Consider the following 26,244-nt stretch of genomic DNA (forward strand, 5'->3'; position numbering starts at 1 on the left):
CGGTCGTGAGTGCCTCGGCAGGCTCGTACGGGGCCGCATGTGAAGTGCTAGGCGGCTTTTGGGCGTGCCCGACGTGTTACCCATGTGCGCACGAAATCAGTCGTCGCGAAATCAGCCATCCGTTTGGCGTGTCGACCGAGCAACCGCACCCCCGGACATGATTACACTGACCGATCCAGCTCCAGAACAGTCCGCACAGCGGCGGGATCACCCGCGGTTTCGATCCGGACCTCATCGCGGCCGAAGGCATGCAGCAGCAGTTCCGAGGGCTTGCCGGTCAGCGTCACCTGCGCCGTTCCGGACTTCGTATGCACCACGGCGCGCCTGCCGTCGAGGGTGGCCAGTTCGACGGTGACCGGCGCTTTGCGGTAGGCCATGCGGCCCATACGACGCAGCGTCGACCACAGCTTGTCCTCATCGGCAGCGGGCAGGTCACGCGGCTCCCAGCCGGGTTCGCCGCGACGCACATCCTCGTGATGGACGAACATTTCGGTCAGATTGACGACGGCATCCACCGGTTTGAGCGGCGACCACCACGGCGGGCCGGAGCGCACATCCGCCAGCAGTTCCGGGAATGGCCGCCGCGCCGCCTTGGCTTGTACCGACTCCAGATGGCCGGCGAGCGGCTTCAGCATGATGCCGGGGGACGCGTCCGGGCGGCGTTCCCGAACTACCAAGTGCGCGGCCAGATCTCGCACCGTCCAACTGCCGCACAGCGTAGGCGCGTCCGGCCCCGCCGCGGACATGATGTCCGCCAGTGCCCGACGTTCCCGTTGCGCCATGGTCATCTGCCGAACATATCGGATGCGGTGCCGGCGCGGCAGTCCGACTCGGATAGGCGCACCGGGTGTCCCCCGGAAGTCGGGGCGGTACAGCCTGCCGGCAGTAGCGCCGAACAACGCGAAAACCGCCGGATAGCAACGGCTTCCGGCGGTTTTCGGGTCGGCATCAGACGCCGATGACCGTCGGCACGATCATCGGGCGGCGGCGGTAGGTCTCGGCCACCCAGCGGCCGACCACCCGCCGCACACTCTGTGCGATGCGGTGGGTTTCGGTGACGCCCTCACCGGCCAGTCGCAGCAGTTCGGCCTCGACGAGCTCCGCGGCATCGACGAGTGCGGTCGGATCGTCGGAGAACCCGCGTCCGCTGACCTCGGGCGTGCTGACCGCCTTACCGGTGGTCGAGTCGACCGCGAGGGTGATCGAGATGAACCCGCCCTCACCGAGGACCAGCCGATCCGAGAGCGTCGATTCACCGACATCACCGACCGAGAGTCCGTCGACATACACATGTCCGACCGGCACGCGTCCGACGATCGAGGCGATCCCGTCGACCAGGTCCACCACCACGCCGTCCTCGGCGAGCACCACCCGATCCTCCGCCACACCGGTCGCCACGGCCAGCGCGGCATTGGCGCGCAGATGCCGCCATTCGCCGTGCACGGGCATGGCATTGGTGGGCCGCACCGCGTTGTACAGGTACAGCAATTCGCCCGCGGACGCGTGTCCGGAGACGTGCACCTTCGCATTCTGCTGGGTGATCACCGTGGCGCCGAGCCGCGACAGACCGTTCACCACCGCGAATACCGAATTCTCATTGCCCGGAATCAGCGAGGAGGCCAGCACCACGAGATCGTCGGCGCGGATATTGATCTGGCGGTGTTCACCGCGCGCCATCCGCGACAGCGCCGACAGCGGTTCGCCCTGCGAGCCGGTCGAGATGAGCACCAGCCGATCGCCCGGCAGGGTCGCGGCGACATCGAGATCGACTACCACCCCATCGGGCACCGTCAGGTAGCCCAATTCCTGCGCGATCTCCATATTGCGCACCATCGAGCGACCGACGAAGCACACTCGCCGCCCGTACTTCTGAGCGACATCGACCACCTGCTGGATGCGATGCACATGGCTGGCGAACGAGGCGACGATCACCCGGTGCCTGGCCTTGCCGATCACCGTATCCAGAACGCCGCCGATTTCGCGTTCCGGCGTGACGAAGCCCGGCACCTCGGCATTGGTGGAGTCCACCAGGAACAGGTCGACGCCCTCGTCACCGAGGCGGGAGAAACCGGCCAGATCGGTGAGGCGACCGTCCAGGGGCAGCTGATCGAGTTTGATATCGCCGGTGTGCAGCACGACACCGGCGGGCGTGCGGATGGCGACGGCAAGGGCATCGGGAATCGAGTGGTTGACCGCGAAGTACTCGCAGCCGAACGGGCCGTGCGTGGTGTGCTGGCCCTCGATCACCTCGACGAGCTTGGGACGCTGCCGGTGCTCGCGGCATTTCGCGGCCACCAGCGCGAGGGTGAATTTCGAACCGACGACCGGGATATCGGCCCGCAGGCGCAGCAGGAACGGCACCGCGCCGATGTGGTCCTCGTGGCCGTGGGTGAGCACGATGGCTTCGACATCGTCCATCCGGTCCTCGATGGGCCGGAAGTCGGGGAGGATCAGGTCGACGCCGGGCTGCTGATCCTCCGGGAACAGCACACCGCAGTCGACGATGAGCAGTTTGCCGCCGTATTCGAAAACGGTCATATTGCGGCCGATTTCGCCGATGCCGCCGAGGGCGAAGACGCGCAGACCGTTCTTGGGCAGCTTCGGCGGGGTACCGAGTCGGTCGGCCGCCGCGCGCTCGACGGGAGCCGCCACGGGTTGCTCACCGCGTCCGCGACCGCGCTGCTGACGGCCGCGCGCCGCTTTGCGGGGAGGCTCGGCCGGGGCCTTCAGCGCGGCCTTTTTCGCGGCGGGGGCCTGCTCCGGCGCGGTCTGTCTGGACGCGGTATCGGACTGCGCTAGCTCACCGACGTCGGATTGCGCTGTCCGATCGGACTTTTCGGTGCCGGCCGGTGGACGCTTCGCGGCGGGTTCCGGTGCGCCCGCGGGCCGGGCCGCGGTCCGGCGGGGGCGACGACCTGCTGGTTCAGTCATGACTGCACCTCACTACTGGTCGGTTCGATCATGTCTGACAATGCGGTGATTCTGATTCGCTCACTCCTTATGAAAGCACCCCTGCCAGCCGAAGGTCGGCGGCGAGGGCATCGAGTTGTTCGGTCGTCGGCATCAATTGCGGCAGGCGCGGTTCGCCGGCATCCACGCCGAGCAGCCGCAGCCCGCCCTTGCTCATCGCGACGCCACCAAGTCGCGACATCGCGGCGTTCAACGGCAGCATGCCCACATTGATCTCGCGGGCGCGCACCACGTCACCCGCGGTGTAGGCCTCGAGGAGGGCACGCAGCCGCTCGGGCACGAGATGTCCGATCACACTGATGAATCCGGTCGCGCCGACCGACAGCCACGGCAGGTTCAGCGCGTCGTCACCGGAGTAGAAGGCCAGATCGGTATTCGCGATGAGATCCGCGCCCGCGTTCAGATCCCCCTTGGCATCCTTGACCGCGACGATGCGCGGATGTTCGGCGAGTTTGCGAATGGTGTCGCTGGCAATGGGAACCACCGAGCGCGGCGGAATGTCGTACAGGGTGACCGGCAGGTCGGTGGCATCTGCGACGGCGGTGAAATGCGCGATCAGGCCGTCCTGGGTGGGCCGGGAGTAGTACGGGGTCACCACGAGCAGGCCGTGCGCGCCCGCACGCTGGGCATTGCGGGCGAGTTCGATCGAATGCGCGGTGTCATAGGTGCCCGCGCCCGCGATCACGGTGGCGCGAGCGCCGACGGCATCGACGACGGCGCGCAGCAGATCCGCCTTCTCCGACTCGGTGGTGGTCGGCGATTCCCCGGTGGTACCGGAAATCGCCAGCAAATCGACGCCGCGGTCGACCAGGCGGGCCGCGAGTGCGACCCCGGCATCGACATTGAGCTTGCCGTCGGCACCGAAAGGGGTCACCATCGCGACACCTACCGTGCCGGACGCGCGCAGCTCCGTAGGCGTCGATTCACCGTTCGTCATGGTCAGAAAGGCTACCCGCTCCCGGGAACAGCCTCGACACCCTCATCGCCGAACGGCCTGCCACGGCGAGTGATTCACCTCCCAGTTCCCGATCATGATGTCAAATCCACCCTTGTGTGACGCCACGAATGGCGTCACACTGATGTCATGGATTTGAGCAAATACGCCGCGCAGCTACGCGAGGACCTCATCGCGGCCGCCGCGCTCGGCGACGAAAAGACCCAGGCCACCGCCGCTGCCCTGGCCGCCGCGACCGAGAGTTCGGCACGATTGGCGCTGCTCGCGGCGCTATCGGACCTCGCAGCGGAGGTCAGCGCAGAGCTCGGCGACCGCACAGTTCACGTCTCGGTGGATGGCACCAATGCGACCGTCGACGTCCGAAAGAATCCGGCGGCGGAAAACGAGCATCCGACGATCGAGGAAATGACCGGCGATATCAGCCGAGTCACCCTGCGGATGGTCGAGCAATTGAAGGCCAAGGCCGAGGAAGCCGCTGCGGCCAGCGGGGTTTCGCTGAACTCGTGGCTGTCGAATGCCGTCAGCGGTGCGGTGCGCGACCAGATGCGCGGATACGGACCCAAGCGCGACATCTGACTTGAAGTTACTTCGAGTACCGCTAACTATTGCAAGCAGAGTCGGTGGCTGATTCAATCGGACCATGGTCAACGTCGATCACGCCCGCCGTCCGTCGCTCGCCGGGCGCGGGCTGAGCCTGGCAGCCAAGGTTGTCGTCCGCGGTCCGCAACTGCTTTCGCCGCTGCTACCGGTTCGAGCCGGTGCGCTGCTCGCTCGCGCCGTGCTGCTGTTGGCCTGCACCGCTGGATTCGCACGAACGTTGCCGCACAAGGCGATCGATGTGACCGGACCCCGGGGCAGGTTGCGGGGCGAGTGGGTCGGCGTGGCGCCCGAACCGGGCCGTCCCGTGCTCTACTTCCTGCACGGCAGCGGTTATGTCGGCTGCACTCCGGGAACTCATCGTGGCCTGGTCAGCGAGCTGTCGCGGCGGTTGGACCGCCCGGCCTTCAGCCTGGACTATCGCCGCGCGCCGGAGTACAGGTTTCCCGCCGCCCACGATGACACGCTCAACGGTTATCTCTGGTTGCTCGCTCGCGGACATGCGGCCGAGGACATCGTCGTCATGGGTGATTCGGCGGGCGGCCATCTCGCGCTCGGGTTGTGTGTGCAGCTGCGTGAGTTGGGGCTCACGCAGCCGAAGGCTGTGGTCGGGTTCTCGGCGCTGGTCGACTCGACCTGGACGTTGTCGCGGGAGCGCGAACCGCACGTCGATGACGCCTTTATGCGAGTGCGGGCGGCACGGAAGCTGACCGAGCTCTATACCGGCTCGGACCATTTCGACGACCCGCGGCTGAACGTGCTCGGTGCGGTCGGGCCGGATCTACCGCCGATCCTGTTGCAGGCGGGCGCCGCCGAAGTGCTGTCGGCGGACGCCGAAGCATACGGCGCGGCGCTGCGCGCGGCGGGCGGTGACTGCGAGGTCCAGACGTGGCCGGGCATGTTCCATGTATTCCAGCTGCCGTATCGGCTGCTGCCGGAGGCCGACGACGCACTCGATAACGTCGAGCAGTTCGTGGCGCGAGTGCAATCGCAGTCCGCGCGGAAACCGAAATCGGCCTGAGCAGTTCACAACAGCGGTGCGAGATCGCCGCGATCGCCGATCACCACCTCGTCGAGTTCGAGCCAGTCGGCCATTTCACGCAGCGCGTCGGTGAGTGCCCGCGCCGTCTCGGGAGTGCTGTGGCCCGGTTCGGCGAACGCACCCGGCACCAGCAGCCTGCCGGACGCACGCTCGGCACGCAGATCGACGCGTCCCACGAGTTGTCCGTTCAGGAGAAACGGGAACACGTAATACCCGTGCACCCGTTTGGGTTCCGGTGTGTAGATCTCGATCCGGTAGTGGAAGTCGAAGATCCGCTCGGTGCGGGTCCGGAAGAAGATGAGCGGATCGAAGGGGCACAGCAAGGCCGCACCCTCGATTCGGCGCGGTGTCGAGGCACCGGCGCGCAGATAGGCGGGTTTACCCCAGTCGGTTACCTCGACCGGTTCCAGCTCTCCCGCATCGACCAACTCCGCGATGGCCGGTTCGGTTTGTGAGCGGTGCAGGCGGTAGTAGTCGCGCAGGTCGGTCTCGGTCGCGACGCCGAGTGCGGCGCCCGCGCGCAGCACCAATTCCCGCACCGCCTCGGCCTCGGATACATTGCGCGCCAATATCTCCGGCGGGATCACTCGCTCGGCCAGGTCGTAGTGGCGGGTGAACCCGACCCGCTTGTCGACCGAGAGTGCGCCCGCCGCGAACAGCGCCTCGCAGATCATCTTGGTGTCGCTGAGATTCCACCACGAGCCCTTGGGCCGCGGCTTGTCCAGCTCGAGGTGACGCTCCACTTCGCCGGCGGTGGCGGCACCGACCTCGGTGATGACGTCGAGAATGTCCTTGCCGAGAGTGGGATTGCGTTCGGTCACCCGGCGCATGCCGCTCCAGCGCCCGTGTTCGTATTTCCGCATCCGCCAGCGCATGAGCGGCCAGTCCTCGACCGGGATCAGTGCGGCCTCGTGCGCCCAGTATTCGACCAGCCGCCGCGGGCGGCGCACACCATTGCTCCAGGCGGCATCGTCCAGCACCGTTCGGTCGTAACCGCCGATCCGGCTGAAGACCGGCGCGTAGTGCGCGCGCACCACCGCCGATACCGAATCCAGTTGCAGCAGTTGGGTTCTACCGAGCACGTCAAGGACCGTCCGCCGGGTCGGCGCGACCGGTTTGCGCCGCCCGAAACCCTGCGCGGCCAGCGCCGTCCGACGCGCGGCCAGCGCACTCATCTTCCGCATGGACCGAACAATGCCATGCCGCACCGACAGGTTGAGCCGTCGTACCGGCGAACGCAGGCATCCGGTGACCGGGCGCTGTGCCGATCAGCCGGGTGGCAACTCGTGACGGCTACGTCGAAACGCTGACCGCGCCCGCGGTATCGATCTCGGTGCGCCGATCCCGATCCGGTGCGTTCGCGAGAACTGTCGCCAATACCCGTCGACCCATCGGCAATACCCGCACGGTCACCGAACCGGCATTGGCGGCATCCAATTCCCGGGTCGCCGATTCGATCACCTGCTGGCGCACCCATTTCGGCACCCCGGCGAATCCACCGTCGTCGAGCAGCACCACCTCGACCCCGCGCGAACGCGCTCCGCGGGCGGCGCTGCTCAGTTCGTCGGTCATCAATTGCGGTGCGCGCAGACCGTCCCGGAGTTCGGCCTCCAGCAGTCTGCACTCTTCGCGTTCGCCCGCGGTGAGTTCGGCGCCGTCGGCGATGCGTTCCAGGATCGGCCTGGCCACCTTGTCGAGCCGAGCCAGCTGCCGATCCCGTTCGCCGTTCTGCGCGGCCATGGTCGCCTCGGCGGCCGCGCGCATAGTCGCCTCCTCGCGCAGCAGCCGCAGCGAGCGCTGCATCGGCCGCATGACCGCCGCACCGATCGAGACTCCGGCCACCGTGGCGATTGGCACGATGGATCCGACCACCACCCGCAGGCCGTTCGTCGCACCGACCACCGCGATCACCGCCGCGATGCCCGCGACACCGCACCACGCCACACCCAGCCGGCCGCGGACCACCAGCACCGCGAGCACATAGGACGAAGCGAATGCGGTCCAGACCTGCGTGGACATGCCGTGGTCGATACCCACGGTGGTCAGCGCCGCCGCGATCGGACCGGCCGCAGCCACCGCGATGGCGGCGGGCAGCGGCAGCGGATCGACCGGGATCACCAGGACCAGCACTCCGGCACCGGCCACCAACACCAGCGCGGTCGCGGCCAGCAGCAGCGGTGATTCGGCGAAATTGCGCACCATGTACAGCAGGATCGTGGCCTCGAAGATGACCAGGAAGAGCCAGGCCGACCGGTCCCGCAGCCCGAGCAGATCGCGCAGGCCGAATTCGTTATCGGTATCAGCCATCGCCACCCCAGACCAAGGTCACCGTGGTCCCCTCCCCGGGTTGGGATTCCACGAATCCGGCGCCACCGGCCAGTTGACGCATCCGGCCGAGGATGCTGACCGAGACGCCGAGCCGATCGGCGGGCACTCGGTCCAGATCGAAACCCGCTCCGTCATCACGGAATACGACACGGATTCCGCCCGCACTGATCGTCACCGTGACGGTGCGCTGCACGGTGCGGCCCGCAACGGTGGCGTGGCGCAGACTATTTCGCGCCGCCTCGGCCAGGGCGGCGGCGATGGTGCCCGCCGCGTGTACCGGCAGGCGCAGGTCATCGAGTCCGGCCCAGCGGCGCGCGGTGAATCGGATACCCGGATTCACCTCGTAGATAGCCGAGCGCAGGAAGCCGATCGCCGATTGCGCGTCCAGTCGGTCGGGTTCGGTATTGGTGCCACGACATTCGTCGAGTTGTTCCAGCGTGCGTTCGGCCTGACTACGCAGCACCGGCGATTCGGCACCCGCCCGCGAGGCGTCGAGCAGGGTCGACAGCACCGCGTCGTGGATCAATGCGGCGAAGCGGGCACGCTCGCGATCCCGTGCCGCAGCCCCGGCCACGGCGGCCGCGCGGCGGCTCGCGATCACCGATTCCCGGTCCACCCGCGCGGCCGCCGCGAGTGCGTAGACGCAGCACCACAGGAACAGTGCGCACAGGCCGGCGGCCCTGGCGAAATCGCCGATCAGCGACCAGGCCGTCGCATCGGGCAACACATACCGGTTCGCCAGCGCCGCGGTTGCAGCGCCGACCAGGAGATAGCCGGTGGCCAGCGCGGGACGCCAGGCCAATACGGCAGCCAGCACGCCGAGCGCGATCACCCGATACATCCACACCGATGTGGTGTCGGTCAACGGCACGGCATAGATGAACGGCATGGTCGTAAGCGCCGCAAGATAACTCAGCGCGGCCGCACCGGCCACCACGCGAATCGCCCTGCGGCCCATGGTGAACGAGACGACCGCGAGCACCGGGAACCAGCCGAGCGCCACGCCGACCACCAGGCTCGCCCACGGGCCGGAGACGAATTTGGCCTGGTCGGCGATGTCGGGTAATTCGACGATCGCGACGATCACACCGGCGATTCCGACGGCCAGGCCCATTCGGCGCAGAATGCGATCCGAGGCCGCTTCGATAATCTTCTCCCTGGACACCGCGGTCCGCCCACGGCGCCACCGACTCGCCCGGAACGGGTCGGCGGAGCTCGCAGTGGTTATTGAGGTGTCCAGCGCGCTGGACGCGGTCATCCGCGGGGATGCCGCTCGGGAACCGGTAGCCATCCGTCCTCTACCGCCCGCTTGTAGAGGTCGGTCTTGGTGGGAGCCGGACGACCCGCATCGGCGTACTTCTGCCGGATGCGCCCCAGATAATCGTTGACGGTCTGTTCGGACAGACCCGTCAGCCGCGCGACGCGGGAAGCTTTCTCACCGGAGGCATAGAGGGTGAGTACCTCTTCCTGGCGCGGGCTCAGACCAACGTCGGACAGTTGCGGATCGCCGTCGATGGCGGCCGCCCAGTCGGTGGTCACCACCTGCTCACCCGAGGCGGCGCGGCGCACCGCCGCGACCACCGTCGGCACATCCTCGGATTTGCGCACCACGCCGAGCACACCGGCCTTCGCCGCGGCACGCACCAGGAACGCGTTATCGGCGCCGGTGAATACGAGGACCTCGACGCCGCGGTTGCGCAGCGCGCGCACATTGTCTTCGGGCGAGGATCCGTCGGCCAGTCGCAGATCGAGAACGACCAAGTCCAGCGGGGCACTATTCGCCGCCGCCGCAAGCAGTTCCGGCACGGTCCCCGCCGTCAGCACCAGATCGAGATCGGGTTCCGGCGCCAGCATCGCGGCAAGCCCGATCGCCACCGATTCGTGGTCTTCGACCAGCCCGATCCGGCGCGGTGCTGTTTCGCCCCCTTCGGCCCACATCACCTCGATACTCCGTTCCCGAGCAAACTCGTCACATCCCCGCCGCTTCAACGTCGCCTCGTAGTATGCCCGGATCCGCCGGATACCGGTCAGACACCAAAATTCGGGGGACGCGCATTACCCCATGAGCTGCGCCGCGACGGTCGCGCCGAGTTCCCAGCACTGCTGGATCTCCGCCTTACCGGGCGCGCCCATCACGATGACCGGCGCGGCGACCTGCTCCCAGCCGAGTCCGGTGGTCACGCTTCGCACACCTCGTTCGGCCCCCTCGGTGCCTTCATTGCCGTGCAGATAGAAGCCGAACGGCCGACCGCGCGTCGAATCGAGACACGGGTAGTAGAACGTGTCGAACGCATGCTTGAGCGCGCCGGACATATAGCCCAGATTCGCCGGGCTACCGAGCAGATAACCATCGGCGGCCAACACATCGCTCGCGGTGACCGCGAGAGCAGCCCTGCGCTCGACCTCCACCCCCTCGATCTCCGGATCCGTCGCTCCCGAGACAACCGCCTCGAACATCGCCTGCATATGCGGTGACGGAGTGTGATGAATGATCAGCAGCCGTGGCACATCCAGCAGCGTACTGCCGCCCTTGAACTCGAGTCGGATCCAAGGGTGCCCGGCTATTGACTGGCGACAAAAGCAGGAGGAAAATAAAGGTTTACACCAGAAAACCGGAAGTGCCGAACTGTCGGCGGAGACGTCCAAAAACATGGGAGACACTTTCGAGGATCTGGCCAGGCCCCCGGCAAGCCAGTCGAATATCGGAGCTGTCAGCGACGACTGAAACTCATGGATTCGATGGAGACTACCGGGGACTGCTCTGTGTGGGGGTCTTTGCTCGAGGGCCGGTTCCTGAGGGGCTTGATGCGAACTGCCTTCGATTCCAGCTATTCGGGCGTCATCCGGACGTATCCCGATGACGCACACATCAGTCCATGAGAATGCACTGATGGCGCAGCCTTCTCGCGTTTACCTCCACCACTACATGACCACCGGCAGGCCAGGTGCAGGGGCCGGTTGGTGGCGGGGGCTTCTCGGCGTATGGGTGCACCATTGCATGGTGATCGCCTGACCGGATTCGGGGTGCCCCAATGAGGGGCGATGGATCAGGAGGTGTGGTCCAGTTTTTCCAGGGCTACTGCGCGGCGCATGGTTTCGCGGGCTCGGGTGCGGTCGCCGGCATAGTCGTAGGCGCGGGCCAGGCGGTAGGAGACGCGCCAGTTGTCGGGGTCGGCCTCCCATTCCTGTTTGACCTTGTTGAAGAGTTCGTCCGCGGCGGCGCGCTCGATGCGGCCGGAGGGGCGGCGCGGGAGCTTCGAGGTGTCGAGTTCGAGGCCCTCGTCGTGGATGCGGCGGGCCAGGTGCTGGTGCGCCAGGGCCGCACGGACGGTGGCGACGACGATCCAGACGCCGAGCAGCGGCAGGATCAGGACGCCGATGCCGATGACGACGGCGGCGAGGTCACCGGAGCCGATGAGGCTGAGCGCGATACGGCCGAGCAGCACGAAGTAGAAGCCGAGCACGATGACCAGGGCCGCGACGAATGCGACGACCTTGCGGACGTCGGAACCGCGCGCATCGGTGTCCGAGCCCTGGTCTTCCGGCTGGACCGGTTCCTGTGTCACAGATCCAGGAACGGGTCGAGCCCGACGGTCAGGCCTGGGCGATTGGCGATCTCACGGACGCCGAGCAATACGCCGGGGGCGAAGGAGGAGCGGTCGATGGAATCGTGGCGGATGGTGAGGGTTTCGCCCTGGGTGCCGAAGAGCACCTCCTGGTGTGCGACGAGTCCGGCCAGGCGCACCGAATGCACCCGCACGCCGTCGACATCGGCGCCGCGAGCGCCCTCGAGTTCCTGGGTGGTGGCGTCGGGGCTGCGGCCGACTCCGGCCTTGTCCCGCGCGGCGGCGATCAGGCCCGCGGTGCGATATGCGGTGCCCGAGGGCGCGTCGACCTTGTTCGGGTGATGCAGTTCGATGACCTCGACCGAATCGAAGAACCGCGCCGCCTGCTCGGCGAACCGCATGGACAGCACGGCGCCGATGGCGAAGTTCGGGGCGATGAGCACACCGGTCTCCGGCCGCCCGGCCAACCAGCCGCGCACCTCGTCGAGGCGCCCCTCATCGAATCCGGTGGTCCCGACGACCGCGTGAATTCCGCGTTCCACCAGGAACTTCAGATTCCCCATCACCACATCGGGATTGGTGAAGTCGACGACCACCTGCGTATCCGACTCGGTGAACGACTCGAGTGCATCGTCCTTGTCGACGGTCGCGACCAACTCCAGATCGTCGGCCGCCTGCACCGCCGCACAGATCGCCTGACCGACTTTCCCTCGCGCACCGAGCACTCCGACCCGAATGGTCACCGCCACCGCACCTCCTGGTTCCACTTCCGTACCGCAACCCTATCGAGCCGACGCGCGCCGCGGTCGCCGACCTCCCGCGGCGTGCGGCCGACCGCGCACGACTGCGCCTCGCTGACGCTCGGCTCCGTCGTGCGCGATGGCGCACTGTGCTGATGGTTCACTCGCCGACGCGCGCTCACGCGACCTGCGCGCCCGACATGTTCGCGACCATCTGCTCGAGCGTTCGGATCGTCTCGGCGTACCGCTCGTCGGCGATGCCCTCGACCATGGCGCGGCGGCGCTTGCCGATGCGGACGAAGGCTTGGTCGTGAACGCTGCGACCCGCATCGGTCAGCTCCAGCGTGCCCGCGTTGTCGACAATAAGGCCGCGATTCACGAGTCCGGTGAGCTCCGCCTCCCATTCGCCGTCGTGTTCCCAGAAGGGCGCGAGACCATCGCGCACCTCGGCGGCCGGACGCGCGCCGTCGGCCAGCGAATGGACCATCTGCCAATGCCTGCGACTCAGCCCGCCGGCAGCGAGGTCCTCCTCGAATCGCTCATTGATCAGTCGATCCAGCTCCTTCAGCAAGTACCCGATCATGCGTTTCTCGGCCATGGCTCCTCCACTTACATGTAGAATTACAACTACATGTAATATGACATGGAAGTGATTCGATTGGAAGAGCACGATGCGGTGACCGTGGCCGTCGAAGCGGCGATGGTGCGGATCCGGCGGCGGCAGACCCGCGGGACACTGGGCAAGGGTTCACCGGTCCCGATCGCGGTGTTCCGCGTGCTGGACGCGGTGGCAGGGGCGAACGCGGACACCGTCGGAGCCCTGGCCCCCGCGCTGGGCGTCGATCAGCCGCGCGCGAGTCGCCTTGTCGCCCAGGCGGTTTCATCCGGCCACCTCGAGCGGGTGGCGGATCAGCAGGACGGCAGGCGAGCCGTCCTGCAACTGACCCCCGCCGGATACGCCGCCGTATCAGCGGCGCGCGCGGGCCGCCGCGCTGCCATGGCTGCCGCTATGGCGGACTGGACCGACCGTGAGCGCACCGAATTCGCCCGCCTGCTCGGACGATTCGTCGACGCCCTCGACGAAAGCCCCGGAGCGGGCACCTGAAAGCGGCCGCGCCGGAGCAGCTTCATGCCGAGCACCCCGCGACAACCGCGCAGGCCGGAGAGAAGACGAAACACCGCCGCGCTAATCGAACACAATGACCTGCCGCAGCGCGTGCCCGGCAGCCAGTTCATCCATGGCGCGGTTGATTTCGTCCAATCCGACGTGCGAGGAAACCAGCTTCTCGACGGGCAACCGACCCTCGCGCCACATCCGGACGTACTCCGGAATATCCCGAGATGGCACCGCCGAGCCGAGATAGCTACCGATGATGGTGCGTCCCTGCGCGACCAATGCGAGGGGCGAAATGCTCGCACGCGCGTCGGGGGCGGGCAGTCCGACGGTAACAGTCGCACCGCCGGGTCCTGTTGCGGCAACAGCGGTTTCGAAGGCGCGGACATTGCCCGCTGCCTCGACCACGATATCCGCCTGGATGCCCTGTTCCGCGAGTTCGGTCGGTGTATATGCGGCGCTCGCGCCGAGTTCCTTCGCGAGAGCGAGCTTTTCCGGCACGGTATCGACGGCGATCACCTCATGCTCACCGAGCGACACCGCGACGAGCACGGCCGCCATGCCGACGCCGCCGAGCCCAACCACCATGATCCGATCTGCCACACCGGGTTTCGCGGAGTTGAGCAGCGCACCACCACCGGTGAGCACCGCGCAGCCCAGTACCGCGGCAACCTCCGGCGGCACATCGGCATCGACCGGAACCACCGATCGGCGATCGACGACGGCGTGCGTCGCAAAGGCGGACACGCCGAGGTGATGGTGCACCTCCGCGCCCTCGCGGTGCAGCCGCCGCCCACCGTTCAATAGCTCACCCGCATTATTGGCAACACTGCCCGGCCCACACGGCGTGCGGCCGTCACTGGCACAGCCCGCACACTCCCCACAGCGCGGCAGAAAGGTCATCACCACGCGCTGTCCCACCGCGAGATCACTGTCACCGGGACCGATCGCTTCGACGATGCCCGCGGCCTCGTGGCCGAGCAGCATCGGTACCGGTCGCACCCGGTTTCCGTCCACCACCGACAGGTCGGAATGACACAGCCCCGCGGCCTCGATTCGCACCAGTAGCTCACCCGGACCCGGGTCCCCCAGATCCAGCTCACAGACGGTGATCGGTGCCGACTCGGCGAACGGCGTGGGCGCTGCGATCCGCTCCAGGACCGCCCCTCGAATCTTCATTCCACGACGCTACCGCGCAGCGTCACAGACAGAGCAGCGGATCACAGCCGGACACGCGGTCGAGGAAACATGGTCCCGATCACTCAGGGTGGCACGGTGGGTAGTGATTCGCTAGCCTCGACGCCCGTGACGGTGCTCCCGTAGGCCGCCTTGTACCGAGCCCGGGGTCGGGACCGTCACGACACAAGGAGAAATCCCCTGGCCCACCCGTCGCCCGACCACCACCCCTCGAGGAATCGCTCCGCGATGCCCTCTGTCCAGTTCAATCACACCATTGTCGGATGTCGCGACAATCGGGTATCCGCCGAATTCTGGTCGGACATCCTGGGTTTGGAACTAGGAAAAGAGTGGGGCCCGTTCATCCCACTTCCCACGGGTAATGGAGTCACCTTCGACTTCGCGAACGTGCCGGAACACATCACCGAAATCCAGCCTCAGCATTACGCATTCCTGATCTCCGAGGCCGAGTTCGACGCGGCCTACGCCAAGATCCAGCGCTACAAACTGGATCACTGGGCCGACCCGCGCCAACAGGGCGTCAACGAGATCAACCACAACGATGGCGGTCGCGGCGTCTATTTCCTCGACCCCAGCGGCCACTTCTTGGAGCTGATCACCGTCCCGTACGGCGGTTGGCCAACGTAGTGCAACCGTCGGGGCAGCCGCCAACCGCAGCTGCCCCGACCGGCTGGTTCGAGAAGCCCCTCCGGCCTGTTCGCACGGGTCGGCCGAGCGTCACACCGCAGCGGCCGGCGGCCAGGGATTGGGTTTGACACTGGCCGGTTTGCGGGTCGGCGCGTCATCCCAATCGAAATGGGTGCCCACCCAGGCTTTCGGGCGATCGAAGTGGATTTCCTGGGCGGCGAAACGGGTGCCGACGAAGGAAATGTCGCCGAAGAAGTCGCCTTCGGTGAAATCGATTACGCGCCCGCCGAGCACGGTCCGCGGGAACCTGACGCCACCGTGGAACTCGGCTCGCGCGAAGTCCGTTTCGCGGGTGCCTCTGTTCCGCAGTCGATTGGACGCACCTACTTTGGCCTCGTCGAAGGCCGTGAGCGTGGCGTAGAACTGCGCGTCTCTGAATGCGATACGGGCACTCGCGAATTCGGCGCGATCGAAGGCGATGTGGTCACCATCGAAGGCGGCACGCTCGAACGAGGTCAGGTCCGCCTGGAACTTCGCGTCCTGGAACGAGGTTCGCGTGCCGAGGAAGCGAGCGCCGCCGAAGTTGGTGCTCGGACCTTGGAAGCGAGCGCTCTCGAACGACACCGAACCTTCGAACGTGACATCGGCGAAGGTGGTGCCGTTGCCTGCCGGTTCGCGCTTTTCGATACGGTTGGTATCGAACTTCGCGTGCTCGAAGAGCGCCGGGCCGTCCCGGAAGGTCGCGCCGCGGAAGGTGACATGGTGGCCGTCGAACCGCACGCGCTCGAACGTCGAGGGCCCGATGAATGTTGCCCCGGCGAACGACGTATGCCGCCCCGAGAACACCGCGTCCCGGAAATCGACCTTCTCCAGCACCGCACCGTTGAACGTCAGGTTGCACGCCGACCACAGGATGTCCGCAGATGGTCTCAGGTGTTGGGCGATCACGCGGACGATGGCGCGACGCACCTCCCGATCGTTCTGCCGGAAGTGGTAGACCCGCTCGACTTTGATCCCGGCTTCGTCCGCCGATTCGGCCCGCGAGACAAGATGATTCGCGCCATCGGCCGGTTCGTACGGCAGCTGCAGATATCCACACAGCACATCGATGCACTGCTGTCTTCGACTTTGCGCGGAAAACTCATCGGCCACCCCCGCCATCGCATAAACCCCGGCGATCCGCACCGCCACATCCGCATCCCCCAACTGCCGCGCCGCCGCTCCGAACAACTCCGCGAACCGCCCCCGCTCCAGATCCCGCTGCCGCCGGTATGCCACCACCAATGCGACCGCGCCACCGACACCAGCCGCCACCGATAGCGCGATCTTGGTGAGGTCCAACTGATTCGGGGTCTCGGACTTCGCACCCAGCAGCCACCACAACAACCACCAGGTCAGCCCCGCAATCACCAATCCACCGACAACCGCACCCAACACCGCGAGCAACAGTGCCGCGCGGTGTAGTCGGTCGCCCAACCGCCCCCATCGCATGACCGCATGGTAGCCGGGTTGTCGCTCGTCGACTACCGACAAGATCGGCTAGCCCTGCGCACCTTACCTTTTCGATGTCCGCGTGCTTCATGATGCGCGGCTGGGTGACCGATCCGGCGGTCACGACAAATCGGTCACGCGCGACCCGGAATCGGCTGCCGGTCGAACCGGCCGCGCAATTGTTCGGTCACCTCCCATAGGCGCCGCGCGGTAGCCGCGTCGTAAGACTGGGGTGACGACTTGACGGGCTTGAATCTGTTGTAGTACGAACCGCTTTCGATGTCATTGCTGGTGGCCAGTTCGATGATCGGCGCCGCCCCCTTGGCCGTCGGAAGCGAAATGGCGTGCATGGGTGCCACACGCAGGCGGGAGAACCGCCGACCGAGATCGGAGCGGACCATTCCAGGATGCAGTGCGACGATGGTCAATTCGGGATGCCGACGCTGTAATTCATAACTGAACAACAGGTTTGCCAGTTTGCTGCGGCTATAGGCGAGGAAGGGATCGTAATGGCGTTCGCTGCCCAGGTCGGCGAAGTCGAGATCTATTGCACCCGAGTGGAACAGCGCCGCACGATGACCCTCGGAATTGACATTCACCACTCGCCCAGCTCCGCGTTGCAATAGCGAAAGGAGAACGCCGGTCATCGAGAATGGCGCCAGGTGGTGCACGGCGATGTTCAGCTCGATGCCCTCGGAGGTGACCTCACGCTCGGGCACCATGACTCCGGCGTTGTTCACCAGCGTGTCCACCGTGTCGGTCACCTGAGCGATCTGTGCTGCGGCGCGGTCGATTCCGGCCGCCGTGGCGACATCGGCCGTGATCACGGCGGCATCCGGCAACTCGGCGCGCAACTCGGCGGCGCGGCGCGGGTCGCGCCCGATGAGGATCAACCGATGTCCGTCGTGCGTCAGTCGCCGCACGGCGTGCCTGCCCATTCCAGATGTTGCCCCGACAAAGACAATGGTTCGCGATACCGATGCGTTCATGCCGCACCCACCACCGGAGATACCGAGCGCAGCCCATAGGCGCCGGAGATCACGCGTTCGCGCAACGATGCGGGGAGGTGGGCCAGCAGCGCGAAAGTACGGACTCCGGTTCCCGCAGCGTACTGCCGCTTGGGCTTGCGCGTTGTCACCGCCTTCACTACCGCTCGGGCGACCGGTTCGACCGGACCTAGTTGTATGCGTTCACCGGCCGCTGCGACGGCGTCGAGCTGGCTGCGGTAGAGCGCGACACGCTCTGGACTGGAGTCGGAGATCGCTTGCTGTGCACTCAGTTCCGCTTTGGAGAAGATCTCCGTACGGGTGCCGCCTGGCTCAACGAGGACGACCGGAATACCCCAGGCGGACAGTTCCAGCCGCAGCGCATTCGACCACGACGCCAGGGCCGCCTTGCTGGCCGAAATCGGCGCCATGAACGGTATCGGGATGCGGGCGGTCGGCGCACTGATATTGACGATGCGGCCTCGGCCCGCGCGCACCAGCGGCAGAAACTCTCGGCAGACATAGGCCGGCCCGAATGTGTTCACGTCGAACTGGTGGCGCAACTGATCGGGCGTTACCAGCTCGAGCGGCCCCTGCACGATAATTCCGGCGTTGTTGATCACCGCGTGCAGCCCCTCGCCTCCGACCTGCGCGGCGACTGCGGCAGCTGCGCGTGCCACGCTGTCGGGATCGGTGACATCCATTGTTACCGAACGAATTTCGGCGGAATCGTGACTGGGAACCGTAGTGTGCACACCCGCGTATACGGTATAGCCCCGCCGGACCAGCAGATCGGTGACCACGGCGCCGATGCCGCCGGTGGACCCGGTAATGAAGACATTGCCCTGACCGTGTTTCGGCACGGCTCCTCCAGATGTTCGAATCAACATGTTACTTTGAACAGGTGAATGCGAAGGAAGCCTCTCAGATGTCTATCGACATGTCAACAGGAACATGTCCACACGAACACAACGCGGGTGATCAACCGTGTCACTGAGGCATGCCCTGCTGGGACTACTCGCCGAAAACCCGGCAAGCGGGTGGGATCTGAGCCAGCGATTCGATGAGGTACTGGGTTCGGTTTGGCCCGCCGGGCATCCACAGATCTACAGCGAGCTGCGCAAACTACAGGAGAACGGATACATCGCCGTCGACGCCGAGGGCCCGCGCGGACGCAAGGACTACCGGATCACCGAGGCGGGCCTGACCGAGGTCCGGCGCTGGCTGACCGAAACCGAGGTCGATCACACCATCCGACTGGAACCGCTGCTGCGTTCGGTGTTCTTCTGGCTGATGACACCCGAACAGGTGGCCGAGCACCTCGACCGCGAGGCTGCCTATTACCACGGCCTCGCGGAGAACTACCGCAAGATCGCCGCCGCCAAGGACCGCGGCGAATACGGTCGAAGCCCGCAGACGGATTCGCTGCGCATCGCCGCCGAGGCCGGAATCCGGCTGTCCTCAGCCCTCGGCGAGTGGGCGGACTGGACCAAAACGCGCCTGTCGCGGGAGTCGCCAGACGAGTAGCGCCGAATCGGCTACCCCTGCGCCCCTTGCACTTTCGCTTCCTGATTCCGACGCAGTCCGAGCCCCGCCGCCACCAGGCAAGCCAAGGCGACCGCACCGACGAACCATGGGAACACCTCGCTCAGCCCCCATTCGGTGGCCGCCCAGCCGGCGAGGATGGTCGGCAGCGCCATGGCGGTGTAGGCGAGCAGGTAGTACGCCGACATGGTCTCGCCGCGCTTGTGTTGCGGCACAACCTCGGACAGATGGCGCAGCGAACCACCGAAGCCGAGTCCGAAGGTCGCGCCGAGCAATACTCCGGCCAGTAGCACCACTACCCAGTTGCCGGTGTGCAATGCGGGCACGGTGAGCACCAGTGCCACCGCCATGCCGGTATCGCCGCCGATTGCCGCGCGCCGCGCCGGAATTCCGGTCGCGAACAGCTGAGCCGTGGCGCCGGCCACCGCGGTCGACGCGACGACCGCGCCACCGAAGACCAGATTGTGGATGCCGGTCTCCGCCGAGGCGAGCGACGGATACAGCGACAGCAGCACGCCCAGCACCGACCAGGCCGCCATCACACCCAGCGCGGAAAACCAGAAGTCACCGCGAATCTCCTGCGGCACCGCTGGTTTCGCGATCGTGATGCGTCCGGCGATCCGAGCGGTATGTGGTTCCCGCAATGCGATGACACCGACGCCGATGAGCAGGCACACCACCGTGATGACGACATATGGCATGCGCAGCGGATGCGGCGCGTACTGCGCCAGCAATGCCGAACCCAGAATCGCCACGGCCATACCCACATTGAAGGCAACGCCACTGAGCTGACCGGACCGCGCACCATGCTTCGGCCGCAGATCCAGCAGTGCCGCGGCACCGGCGACCACCGTCGAGCCGACCGCCAGCCCGTGCAGCGCCCGCGCAACCAACAGCATCGCGACATTATCGGCCAGCAAGAACACCACCAGCCCGATGATCAGGGTGGCGAATGCGCCGAGCAGCACCGGCTTGCGACCGACCACATCGGAGATACGACCGGAGACCAGCACCGCGGCCAGCGCCGCGAATGCGTATACCGCGAAGACGAAGGTCGTCGTGAGTGGCGTGAAATGCCATTCCTTCTGATACATGCCGTACAGCGGCGCGGGCACCCCGGACACGCCGAGCGCTACCCCACTCGCCGCCAGAATCAGCGCGTAGGCCCAGCGCTGAGAGGTCTGCTGGTCGGCCGCCACCGTCATTGTCGCTGCCATCGGAACCCCGATCAGGTAAGTTTGATGATGATCGAACTTCAGTAGACGATACAGCCGGTACGATAACCATCAAACCACTGTGAGGTAGATCATGACCGAAACTAAGGAATCGGCCACCGAGGCGCCGCCGGTCGCCTCGTTACCCGCCGTGCTCGGCGCACTACAGGATCCGGTGCGGCTGGAGATGGTGCGACGGCTGAGCAATGCGGGCACCGCGGTGCGTTGCGGTGCGCTCTATGAGGTGATCAACAAGTCGACCGCCACCCATCACTTCAAGATTCTGCGCGAAGCCGGTGTCATCGAGCGACTGATTATCGACGGGCAGACCTGCCAGCGCCTGCGCTCCGAGGACCTCGACAATGCCCTGCCCGGCCTGCTGCCCTCGATCATCGAGGCGGCGAACCGCGCCCAGAGCGACTGAGTCAACCCGCGGGTGCCGGCAGCACCGGCGGCGTGAAATGGAACGTCGGAATCGGCGGCGGTGTGACGTGGTAGGCCGGAACGGTCGGCGGTGATTTCGGGGCCGTCGGCACCGGAGTGTGCTCATCGCTGTGGAAGGTCTGTGTCGCGGTCTGCTGCAAACCCCACCAGATCGCGAGCGCCATCAACGCCGCGACCAACAGCACGCCCCCGACGTACGCGTCGAACATCCGCCACCGGTACTCCAGCGCCTGCACCAGCAGAATCTCGAGCAGCAATGTCACAACGACAATGCCTACGACCGTGACGAACACCCCGAACGCCGCGGGCTGACGGGCCCAATGCCGCAGCGCGGCAAGCATTCCGACGAGCAGCAGCCCGCCACCGATCACGATGATCGCGCTCAACAGCGCGAACTCCTCCCCCGCACTGCGATCCGACTCGCCGTCGCGCCGCACGACCCACGCCCCGAACAGCAGCAGATGCGCCAACGCGGCACCCACCACCCCGACCAGCACCACGACGTACCCGCCGCGCACATCCCCGGCCGACCAATCCGATCGCAATACCAGCGCACCGATATCGGCGACGAAACTCGAGAGCAGCCCGATCGCCAACGCCGACAACGCTTCCGGCCGCCGCAGCAGCCGCTTGCGCATATATCCCTGCGGCAGCTGACTACTCAGCTTCCGGAACACGCCGAACCACGCACCGAGGACACCCACGAACAGCGCCGGTGTCAGCACCCGCATGCCACCCGTGGGAATCCACATCGATAGGGAGACCACGGCGGCCGCGAAGAACCACACCCAAGCCGCCAGCCTGATCAGCGCCCGCCACATGATTTCGGCGAGCAGCCGACGTGCACCCGCATCGCCCGGATTCGAGCCGAGCAGTCCACGCAGCGTCGCGACCGCCTTATCCCTGGTCGCGATGTTCTCGAGGTCCAGCCGCGCGCGGGTCTGCAGCAGATCGGCATGCGCCGGGTCCTCGGCGAGACCGGCCTCGACGTGGCGTCGGGCCGCGTCCGAATCATGTAGTCGCCGATAGGTTTCCGCCGCGTGGGCGTGTGTACCCGCATGTGCGGGGGCGAGTTGCGTCGCCCGTTCGAGAGCATCGCGGGCTTCGGCTCGCGGTTTATCGGAGGTCGCCGCATCGGCGATCACCCGAGCCAGCACCAGCAGGGCGGCGACATTGTCGGGCGCCAACCGGGTCGCCATGCGGGCGTGCCGTTGCGCTTCATCGCGCATGGTGTAGGCGTCGTAGGCCAGGGCCGCGGTCAGGTACGCATCGATGCGCGCCGGATCGGCGGCGATCGCCGCGGTCGCATAGCGCAGCGCCTCGTCGGTCTGATCGAGTCGATAAGCGATGTCGGCCATGCGTTCCAGCAACACCGGATCGTCCGGTTGCTCGACCAAGGCCGCGCCGATGATCCGGCGCGCCTCGTCGAGCCGTCCGAGTTCGACCGCCACCTCGGCACGCCCCAGCGCCGATCCCGTCATATCCACCCCCGATCGGATCGGTGGCCGGCGCGAATCGCACCGGCCACCATATTGATCTACCTCAGTCCTCGACCAATCGCCGCACTGCGGCTGGCAAGTCCCGAGTGCGCCGGTACGGTCCGGCCACCGAGGCCGCGAACGGCCGCGCCAGCAGGGTCCGGGCGATCGCGGAAACCTCATCGGTGGTCACCGCATCGATGCGTGTCAACGTCTCCGAGACGCTGCGGTGGTTGCCGTAACTCAGTTCGCTGCGACCGATCCGGTTCATCCGCGATGCCGAATCCTCCAGGCCGAGCACGAGTCCGCCACGCAACGAGCCCTTGGCGCGCGCGCATTCCGCGTCGGTGATGCCATTGGCCGCAATCTCTTCCAACACCCCGCGCGCCAGTGTCGCCACCTTCCCGAGGTTTTCCGGCTGACAGCCGATGTACACCGAGAACGCGCCGGTATCGGCGAAGGTGTCGACGCTGGAGTACACCGAGTACGCCAGTCCGCGTTCCTCTCGAATACGTTGGAACAGCCGCGAACTCAGGCCACCGCCGACCACGGTATTGAGCACCGACAGCGGCCAGCGCCGCTCCCCCTCGTGCCGTCCGAAGGCGCGCACGCCGAAGGCCAGATGTGCCTGTTCGCTGTCGCGATGGTTCCAGTGCAGTTCCGGTGCGCTGTGCGGCCGGAAGCGGCCCTCGCGACGGCGGGCCGGTTCGGCGGTCGGGTCGAGCCGGGGCGCGAACGCGCGATGCACCAATTCCACGGTGTGGTCGTGCTCCACATTGCCCGCGACCGCGACGACCATCCGGTCCGGCCGGTAGCGCCGCAGATGGAAGCCGCGCAACTGCGCTGCATTCATCGCCTCGATGGTTTCGATGGAGCCGATCACCGGCCGCCCGATCGGATGATCACCGAAGAGCGCGGATAGGAATGCGTCGCCGACCAGATCCTCCGGATCGTCGTCGCGCATGGCGATCTCCTCGAGCACCACCTGCCGCTCGACATCCACATCCTCGGCCCGGCACAGGCCGTTGAGTACGACATCGGAGACCATATCGACGGCCAGCGGCAGATCCTCGTCGAGGACGTGGGCGTAGTAGCAGGTCTGCTCTTTCGCGGTGAACGCGTTCAGCTCGCCGCCGACCGCGTCCATCGCCTGCGCGATGTCCAGCGCCGAACGCGTCGGAGTCGCCTTGAACAGCAGGTGTTCCAGGAAATGCGCGGCACCCGCGACGGTCGGTCCCTCGTCGCGCGAGCCGACCCCCACCCAGACCCCGATCGAAGCCGAACGCACGCCGGGCACATGTTCGGTGACCACGCGCAGCCCGCCGGGCAGTACGGTGCGCCGTACCCCCGCGTCGGTGCCGCGCACCTGATCCATCCGCAGCTCCAGAGACGAACCCCCCTGCTCGCCGCGGAGCAGAGGGGTTGCCGTCTTCTTCTTCGTCACAGAGACAAGTACTACTCGGTCTCCGCCTGGCCCGCATCAACGGATTCGGCGGCCTCGGGCTCGTCGGCGTTCTCGTCGACCGGCACCAGCGAAATCTTGCCGCGGTTGTCGATATCGGCGATTTCCACGCGCAGCTTGTCGCCGACGTTCACCACGTCCTCGACCTTGGCAACGCGCTTGCCGTTGCCCAGCTTGGAGATGTGCACCAAGCCGTCGCGACCGGGCAGCAGTGAGACGAACGCGCCGAAGGCGGTGGTCTTGACGACCGTGCCGAGGAAGCGCTCGCCGACCTTCGGCAGCTGCGGGTTGGCGATGGCGTTGATCTGGTCGATCGCCGCCTGCGCCGCCGGGCCGTTGGTCGCACCGACGTAGACCGTGCCGTCGTCCTCGATGGAGATATTGGCGCCGGTCTCCTCGGTGATCTGGTTGATCACCTTGCCCTTCGGGCCGATGACCTCACCGATCTTGTCGACCGGGATCTTGATCGCGGTGACGCGCGGTGCGTACGGGCTCATCTCGTCCGGGGTGGCGATGGCCTCGGCCATGACCTCCAGGATGGTGGTGCGGGCATCGTGCGCCTGGCTCAGCGCACCGGCCAGCACCTGCGAGGGGATGCCGTCCAGCTTGGTGTCCAGCTGCAGCGCGGTGACGAAGTCCGGGGTGCCCGCGACCTTGAAGTCCATATCGCCGAAGGCATCCTCGGCGCCGAGGATATCGGTCAGCGCGACGTAGCGGACCTCATCCTCGCCCTTGTCGTTCTTGATGGTGTCCGACACCAGGCCCATGGCGATACCGGCGACCGGCGCCTTCAGCGGCACACCGGCGTTCAGCAGCGAAAGGGTCGAGGCGCAGACCGAACCCATCGAGGTGGAACCGTTGGAGCCCAACGCTTCCGAGACCTGACGGATGGCGTAGGGGAACTCCTCCTGGCTCGGGAGAACCGGGATGAGCGCCCGCTCGGCCAGCGCGCCGTGGCCGATCTCGCGACGCTTCGGCGAACCGACGCGACCGGTCTCACCGGTGGAGAACGGCGGGAAGTTGTAGTGGTGCATGTAGCGCTTGGAGGTCTCCGGGCCGAGCGAGTCGACCTGCTGCGCCATCTTCACCATGTCCAGGGTGGTGACGCCCATGATCTGGGTCTCGCCACGCTCGAACAGCGCCGAGCCGTGGGCGCGCGGGATCACGGCGACCTCGGCGGACAGGGCACGGATATCGGCCAGCCCGCGACCGTCGATGCGGAAGCCGTCGGACAGGATGCGCTGGCGTACCAGCTTCTTGGTGACCGAGCGGAATGCCGCGCCAAGTTCCTTCTCGCGACCGGTGAAGTCGTCGACCAGGCGGTCCAGCACGGCGAGCTTGATCTCGTCGATCTTCGCCTCGCGCTCCTGCTTGTCGGCGATGCTCAGCGCCTCGCCCAGCTCACGCTTGGCGGTGCCCTCGACGGCCTCGTAGACATCGGCCTCGTACGGCGGGAAGAGCGGGAACTCCTCGGTCGGCTTGGCGGCCAGCGAGGCCAGATCCTGCTGCGCCTTGCACAGGCGGGCGATGAACGGCTTGGCGGCCTCGAGGCCCTGCGCCACCACGGCCTCGGTCGGCGCCTGCGCGCCGCCCTCGACCAACGCGATGACCTTATCGGTGGCCTCCGCCTCGACCATCATGATCGCGACATCACCGGACTCGACAACACGGCCCGCGACCACCATGTCGAAGACCGCGCCTTCGAGCTGCTCCACGGTCGGGAACGCGACCCACTGGCCGTCGATCAGCGCGACGCGCACGCCGCCGACCGGACCGGAGAACGGCAGGCCCGAGATCTGGGTGGACGCGGATGCGGCGTTGATGGCCACGACGTCGTACAGATCGTTCGGGTCCAGGCTCAGCACGGTGACCACGACCTGGATCTCATTGCGCAGGCCGTCGACGAAGGACGGACGCAACGGACGGTCGATCAGGCGACAGGTCAGGATCGCGTCGGTGGAGGGGCGGCCCTCACGACGGAAGAACGAGCCCGGGATACGACCCGCGGCGTACATGCGCTCTTCGACGTCGACCGTCAGCGGGAAGAAGTCGAACTGATCCTTGGGGTGCTTGCCCGCGGTGGTCGCGGACAGCAGCATGGTCTCGTCGTCCAGGTAGGCGACGACCGAACCGGCGGCCTGGCGGGCCAGACGGCCGGTCTCGAAGCGTACAGTGCGGGTTCCGTAGGTGCCGTTATCGATCAGCGCAACGGATTCGAACACACCGGGTTCGACCTCGATGGCCGAAGATGTAGTTGTTTCAGACATTTTTCTGCTCTCAACCTCTCGTCTTCGCTGGATCAAGCGCCGGGTGGGCGCGATCCAGCTCTCGTCAGCCGTACCGGATACGGACGCGCGGCAACCCTCCTGGCTGCGACGCGCACACCCGGCCGAATCCCCTTGGAAACGGCGACGCGGAGGCGGTCATCGATCGAAGCCCGCCGGCGACTGTTCGCCTGCCGGGAGGCCACTACCGAAGACCGACGCCA

The 26,244-nt window shown here is 66.6% G+C and carries 25 protein-coding genes; 6 read left to right on the forward strand and 19 right to left on the reverse strand.

Annotated elements, in window-relative coordinates; genetic code table 11:
* Nucleotides 1-161: 161 nt before the first annotated feature.
* From ON44_RS21760 to dapA, 3 genes are all read right to left on the reverse strand, one after another.
* Nucleotides 162-788: a TIGR03085 family metal-binding protein gene (locus ON44_RS21760; RefSeq protein ID WP_040692940.1), complete on the reverse strand. Its 627-nt coding sequence runs from the start codon at nt 786-788 to the stop codon at nt 162-164.
* Between the two features lie 160 nt (nt 789-948).
* Complete coding sequence (locus tag ON44_RS21765) at nt 949-2,931, reverse strand: ribonuclease J (RefSeq protein ID WP_040692942.1); 1,983 nt, start codon at nt 2,929-2,931, stop codon at nt 949-951.
* A gap of 67 nt (nt 2,932-2,998) precedes the next feature.
* Complete coding sequence (gene dapA / locus ON44_RS21770) at nt 2,999-3,907, reverse strand: 4-hydroxy-tetrahydrodipicolinate synthase (protein WP_040692945.1); 909 nt, start codon at nt 3,905-3,907, stop codon at nt 2,999-3,001.
* Between the two features lie 147 nt (nt 3,908-4,054).
* On the opposite strand from dapA, the gene ON44_RS21775 reads away from it, so the two are divergent.
* The gene (locus tag ON44_RS21775) at nt 4,055-4,501 is read left to right on the forward strand and encodes a toxin-antitoxin system HicB family antitoxin (RefSeq protein ID WP_040692948.1); all 447 of its coding nucleotides are present in this window, start codon (nt 4,055-4,057) and stop codon (nt 4,499-4,501) included.
* A 64-nt stretch (nt 4,502-4,565) separates the two neighbouring features.
* Complete coding sequence (locus ON44_RS21780) at nt 4,566-5,543, forward strand: alpha/beta hydrolase (protein WP_040692951.1); 978 nt, start codon at nt 4,566-4,568, stop codon at nt 5,541-5,543.
* A 5-nt stretch (nt 5,544-5,548) separates the two neighbouring features.
* Here ON44_RS21780 and ON44_RS21785 read toward each other — a convergent pair whose 3' ends face one another.
* The 8 genes from ON44_RS21785 to ON44_RS21820 form a co-directional block, all read right to left on the reverse strand.
* Nucleotides 5,549-6,748, reverse strand: a complete 1,200-nt coding sequence (locus ON44_RS21785; protein ID WP_040692953.1) for a winged helix-turn-helix domain-containing protein — start codon at nt 6,746-6,748, stop codon at nt 5,549-5,551.
* A 109-nt stretch (nt 6,749-6,857) separates the two neighbouring features.
* Nucleotides 6,858-7,871, reverse strand: coding sequence for a DUF8320 family protein (locus ON44_RS21790; protein ID WP_040693025.1), 1,014 nt, complete (start codon nt 7,869-7,871; stop codon nt 6,858-6,860).
* On the reverse strand, nt 7,864-9,057 hold the full coding sequence (locus ON44_RS21795; RefSeq protein ID WP_245567273.1) for an ATP-binding protein: 1,194 nt from the start codon (nt 9,055-9,057) through the stop codon (nt 7,864-7,866). Before ON44_RS21795 ends, ON44_RS21790 begins: the two co-directional genes overlap by 8 nt.
* Before the next feature lie 89 nt (nt 9,058-9,146).
* A complete protein-coding gene (locus tag ON44_RS21800; RefSeq protein ID WP_040692955.1) occupies nt 9,147-9,830 on the reverse strand; it encodes a response regulator transcription factor in 684 nt (227 codons plus the stop codon).
* Nucleotides 9,831-9,947: 117 nt separating this feature from the next.
* On the reverse strand, nt 9,948-10,400 hold the full coding sequence (locus ON44_RS21805; protein ID WP_040692956.1) for a flavodoxin family protein: 453 nt from the start codon (nt 10,398-10,400) through the stop codon (nt 9,948-9,950).
* A 539-nt stretch (nt 10,401-10,939) separates the two neighbouring features.
* Nucleotides 10,940-11,458 carry a hypothetical protein gene (locus ON44_RS21810; protein WP_040692957.1) on the reverse strand — a complete coding sequence of 173 codons (519 nt, stop codon included), beginning with the start codon at nt 11,456-11,458 and terminating at the stop codon, nt 10,940-10,942.
* Complete coding sequence (gene dapB / locus ON44_RS21815) at nt 11,455-12,201, reverse strand: 4-hydroxy-tetrahydrodipicolinate reductase (protein ID WP_040693027.1); 747 nt, start codon at nt 12,199-12,201, stop codon at nt 11,455-11,457. Before dapB ends, ON44_RS21810 begins: the two co-directional genes overlap by 4 nt.
* Before the next feature lie 175 nt (nt 12,202-12,376).
* Nucleotides 12,377-12,796, reverse strand: coding sequence for a winged helix DNA-binding protein (locus ON44_RS21820; protein WP_040692960.1), 420 nt, complete (start codon nt 12,794-12,796; stop codon nt 12,377-12,379).
* Between the two features lie 51 nt (nt 12,797-12,847).
* Here ON44_RS21820 and ON44_RS21825 point away from each other — a divergent pair, with 51 nt between their 5' ends.
* The gene (locus ON44_RS21825; protein WP_245567274.1) at nt 12,848-13,303 is read left to right on the forward strand and encodes a MarR family winged helix-turn-helix transcriptional regulator; all 456 of its coding nucleotides are present in this window, start codon (nt 12,848-12,850) and stop codon (nt 13,301-13,303) included.
* A gap of 81 nt (nt 13,304-13,384) precedes the next feature.
* Here ON44_RS21825 and ON44_RS21830 read toward each other — a convergent pair whose 3' ends face one another.
* A complete protein-coding gene (locus ON44_RS21830; protein WP_040692962.1) occupies nt 13,385-14,491 on the reverse strand; it encodes an alcohol dehydrogenase catalytic domain-containing protein in 1,107 nt (368 codons plus the stop codon).
* Nucleotides 14,492-14,737: 246 nt separating this feature from the next.
* Here ON44_RS21830 and ON44_RS21835 point away from each other — a divergent pair, with 246 nt between their 5' ends.
* Nucleotides 14,738-15,136 carry a VOC family protein gene (locus ON44_RS21835; RefSeq protein ID WP_040692965.1) on the forward strand — a complete coding sequence of 133 codons (399 nt, stop codon included), beginning with the start codon at nt 14,738-14,740 and terminating at the stop codon, nt 15,134-15,136.
* Nucleotides 15,137-15,226: 90 nt separating this feature from the next.
* Here the strand turns inward: ON44_RS21835 and ON44_RS21840 are convergent, their stop codons facing one another.
* The 3 genes from ON44_RS21840 to ON44_RS21850 form a co-directional block, all read right to left on the reverse strand.
* On the reverse strand, nt 15,227-16,627 hold the full coding sequence (locus tag ON44_RS21840) for a pentapeptide repeat-containing protein (RefSeq protein ID WP_245567275.1): 1,401 nt from the start codon (nt 16,625-16,627) through the stop codon (nt 15,227-15,229).
* A gap of 134 nt (nt 16,628-16,761) precedes the next feature.
* Nucleotides 16,762-17,616 (reverse strand): SDR family NAD(P)-dependent oxidoreductase, encoded by an 855-nt coding sequence (locus ON44_RS21845; protein ID WP_063721603.1) that lies wholly within the window; start codon nt 17,614-17,616, stop codon nt 16,762-16,764.
* Entirely contained in the window at nt 17,613-18,476 is an 864-nt protein-coding gene (locus ON44_RS21850; protein WP_040692966.1) for an SDR family NAD(P)-dependent oxidoreductase, read from the reverse strand. Before ON44_RS21850 ends, ON44_RS21845 begins: the two co-directional genes overlap by 4 nt.
* Before the next feature lie 124 nt (nt 18,477-18,600).
* On the opposite strand from ON44_RS21850, the gene ON44_RS21855 reads away from it, so the two are divergent.
* A complete protein-coding gene (locus ON44_RS21855) occupies nt 18,601-19,140 on the forward strand; it encodes a helix-turn-helix transcriptional regulator (RefSeq protein ID WP_040692968.1) in 540 nt (179 codons plus the stop codon).
* Nucleotides 19,141-19,151: 11 nt separating this feature from the next.
* On the opposite strand, the gene ON44_RS21860 is transcribed toward ON44_RS21855, so the two are convergent.
* Nucleotides 19,152-20,387: an MFS transporter gene (locus ON44_RS21860; RefSeq protein ID WP_281005284.1), complete on the reverse strand. Its 1,236-nt coding sequence runs from the start codon at nt 20,385-20,387 to the stop codon at nt 19,152-19,154.
* A gap of 79 nt (nt 20,388-20,466) precedes the next feature.
* Here ON44_RS21860 and ON44_RS21865 point away from each other — a divergent pair, with 79 nt between their 5' ends.
* Nucleotides 20,467-20,796: an ArsR/SmtB family transcription factor gene (locus ON44_RS21865; RefSeq protein ID WP_040692970.1), complete on the forward strand. Its 330-nt coding sequence runs from the start codon at nt 20,467-20,469 to the stop codon at nt 20,794-20,796.
* A gap of 1 nt (nt 20,797) precedes the next feature.
* Here the strand turns inward: ON44_RS21865 and ON44_RS21870 are convergent, their stop codons facing one another.
* From ON44_RS21870 to ON44_RS21880, 3 genes are all read right to left on the reverse strand, one after another.
* A complete protein-coding gene (locus tag ON44_RS21870; RefSeq protein ID WP_040692972.1) occupies nt 20,798-22,297 on the reverse strand; it encodes a tetratricopeptide repeat protein in 1,500 nt (499 codons plus the stop codon).
* A gap of 61 nt (nt 22,298-22,358) precedes the next feature.
* A complete protein-coding gene (locus ON44_RS21875) occupies nt 22,359-23,669 on the reverse strand; it encodes a M16 family metallopeptidase (protein WP_051182306.1) in 1,311 nt (436 codons plus the stop codon).
* 80 nt (nt 23,670-23,749) lie between these two features.
* A complete protein-coding gene (locus ON44_RS21880) occupies nt 23,750-26,023 on the reverse strand; it encodes a polyribonucleotide nucleotidyltransferase (RefSeq protein ID WP_040692974.1) in 2,274 nt (757 codons plus the stop codon).
* Between the last annotated feature and the right edge of the window lie 221 nt (nt 26,024-26,244).

The sequence above is a fragment of the Nocardia vinacea NBRC 16497 genome (assembly GCF_000308835.1).
Classification (GTDB): Bacteria; Actinomycetota; Actinomycetes; order Mycobacteriales; family Mycobacteriaceae; genus Nocardia; species Nocardia vinacea.

Bases quoted from the DNA above. Each gene is read 5' to 3' on its own strand.
- ON44_RS21880 (WP_040692974.1), bottom strand. From the start codon at position 26,023: ATGTCTGAAACAACTACATCTTCGGCCATCGAGGTCGAACCCGGTGTG.
- ON44_RS21780 (WP_040692951.1), top strand. From the start codon at position 4,566: ATGGTCAACGTCGATCACGCCCGCCGTCCGTCGCTCGCCGGGCGCGGG.
- ON44_RS21870 (WP_040692972.1), bottom strand. From the start codon at position 22,297: ATGACGGGATCGGCGCTGGGGCGTGCCGAGGTGGCGGTCGAACTCGGA.
- ON44_RS21775 (WP_040692948.1), top strand. From the start codon at position 4,055: ATGGATTTGAGCAAATACGCCGCGCAGCTACGCGAGGACCTCATCGCG.
- ON44_RS21800 (WP_040692955.1), bottom strand. From the start codon at position 9,830: ATGTGGGCCGAAGGGGGCGAAACAGCACCGCGCCGGATCGGGCTGGTC.
- ON44_RS21785 (WP_040692953.1), bottom strand. From the start codon at position 6,748: ATGCGGAAGATGAGTGCGCTGGCCGCGCGTCGGACGGCGCTGGCCGCG.
- ON44_RS21840 (WP_245567275.1), bottom strand. From the start codon at position 16,627: ATGCGATGGGGGCGGTTGGGCGACCGACTACACCGCGCGGCACTGTTG.
- ON44_RS21790 (WP_040693025.1), bottom strand. From the start codon at position 7,871: ATGGCTGATACCGATAACGAATTCGGCCTGCGCGATCTGCTCGGGCTG.
- ON44_RS21765 (WP_040692942.1), bottom strand. From the start codon at position 2,931: ATGACTGAACCAGCAGGTCGTCGCCCCCGCCGGACCGCGGCCCGGCCC.
- ON44_RS21820 (WP_040692960.1), bottom strand. From the start codon at position 12,796: ATGGCCGAGAAACGCATGATCGGGTACTTGCTGAAGGAGCTGGATCGA.
- ON44_RS21760 (WP_040692940.1), bottom strand. From the start codon at position 788: ATGACCATGGCGCAACGGGAACGTCGGGCACTGGCGGACATCATGTCC.
- ON44_RS21830 (WP_040692962.1), bottom strand. From the start codon at position 14,491: ATGAAGATTCGAGGGGCGGTCCTGGAGCGGATCGCAGCGCCCACGCCG.
- ON44_RS21865 (WP_040692970.1), top strand. From the start codon at position 20,467: ATGACCGAAACTAAGGAATCGGCCACCGAGGCGCCGCCGGTCGCCTCG.
- ON44_RS21835 (WP_040692965.1), top strand. From the start codon at position 14,738: ATGCCCTCTGTCCAGTTCAATCACACCATTGTCGGATGTCGCGACAAT.
- dapA (WP_040692945.1), bottom strand. From the start codon at position 3,907: ATGACGAACGGTGAATCGACGCCTACGGAGCTGCGCGCGTCCGGCACG.
- ON44_RS21845 (WP_063721603.1), bottom strand. From the start codon at position 17,616: ATGAACGCATCGGTATCGCGAACCATTGTCTTTGTCGGGGCAACATCT.
- ON44_RS21875 (WP_051182306.1), bottom strand. From the start codon at position 23,669: ATGGATCAGGTGCGCGGCACCGACGCGGGGGTACGGCGCACCGTACTG.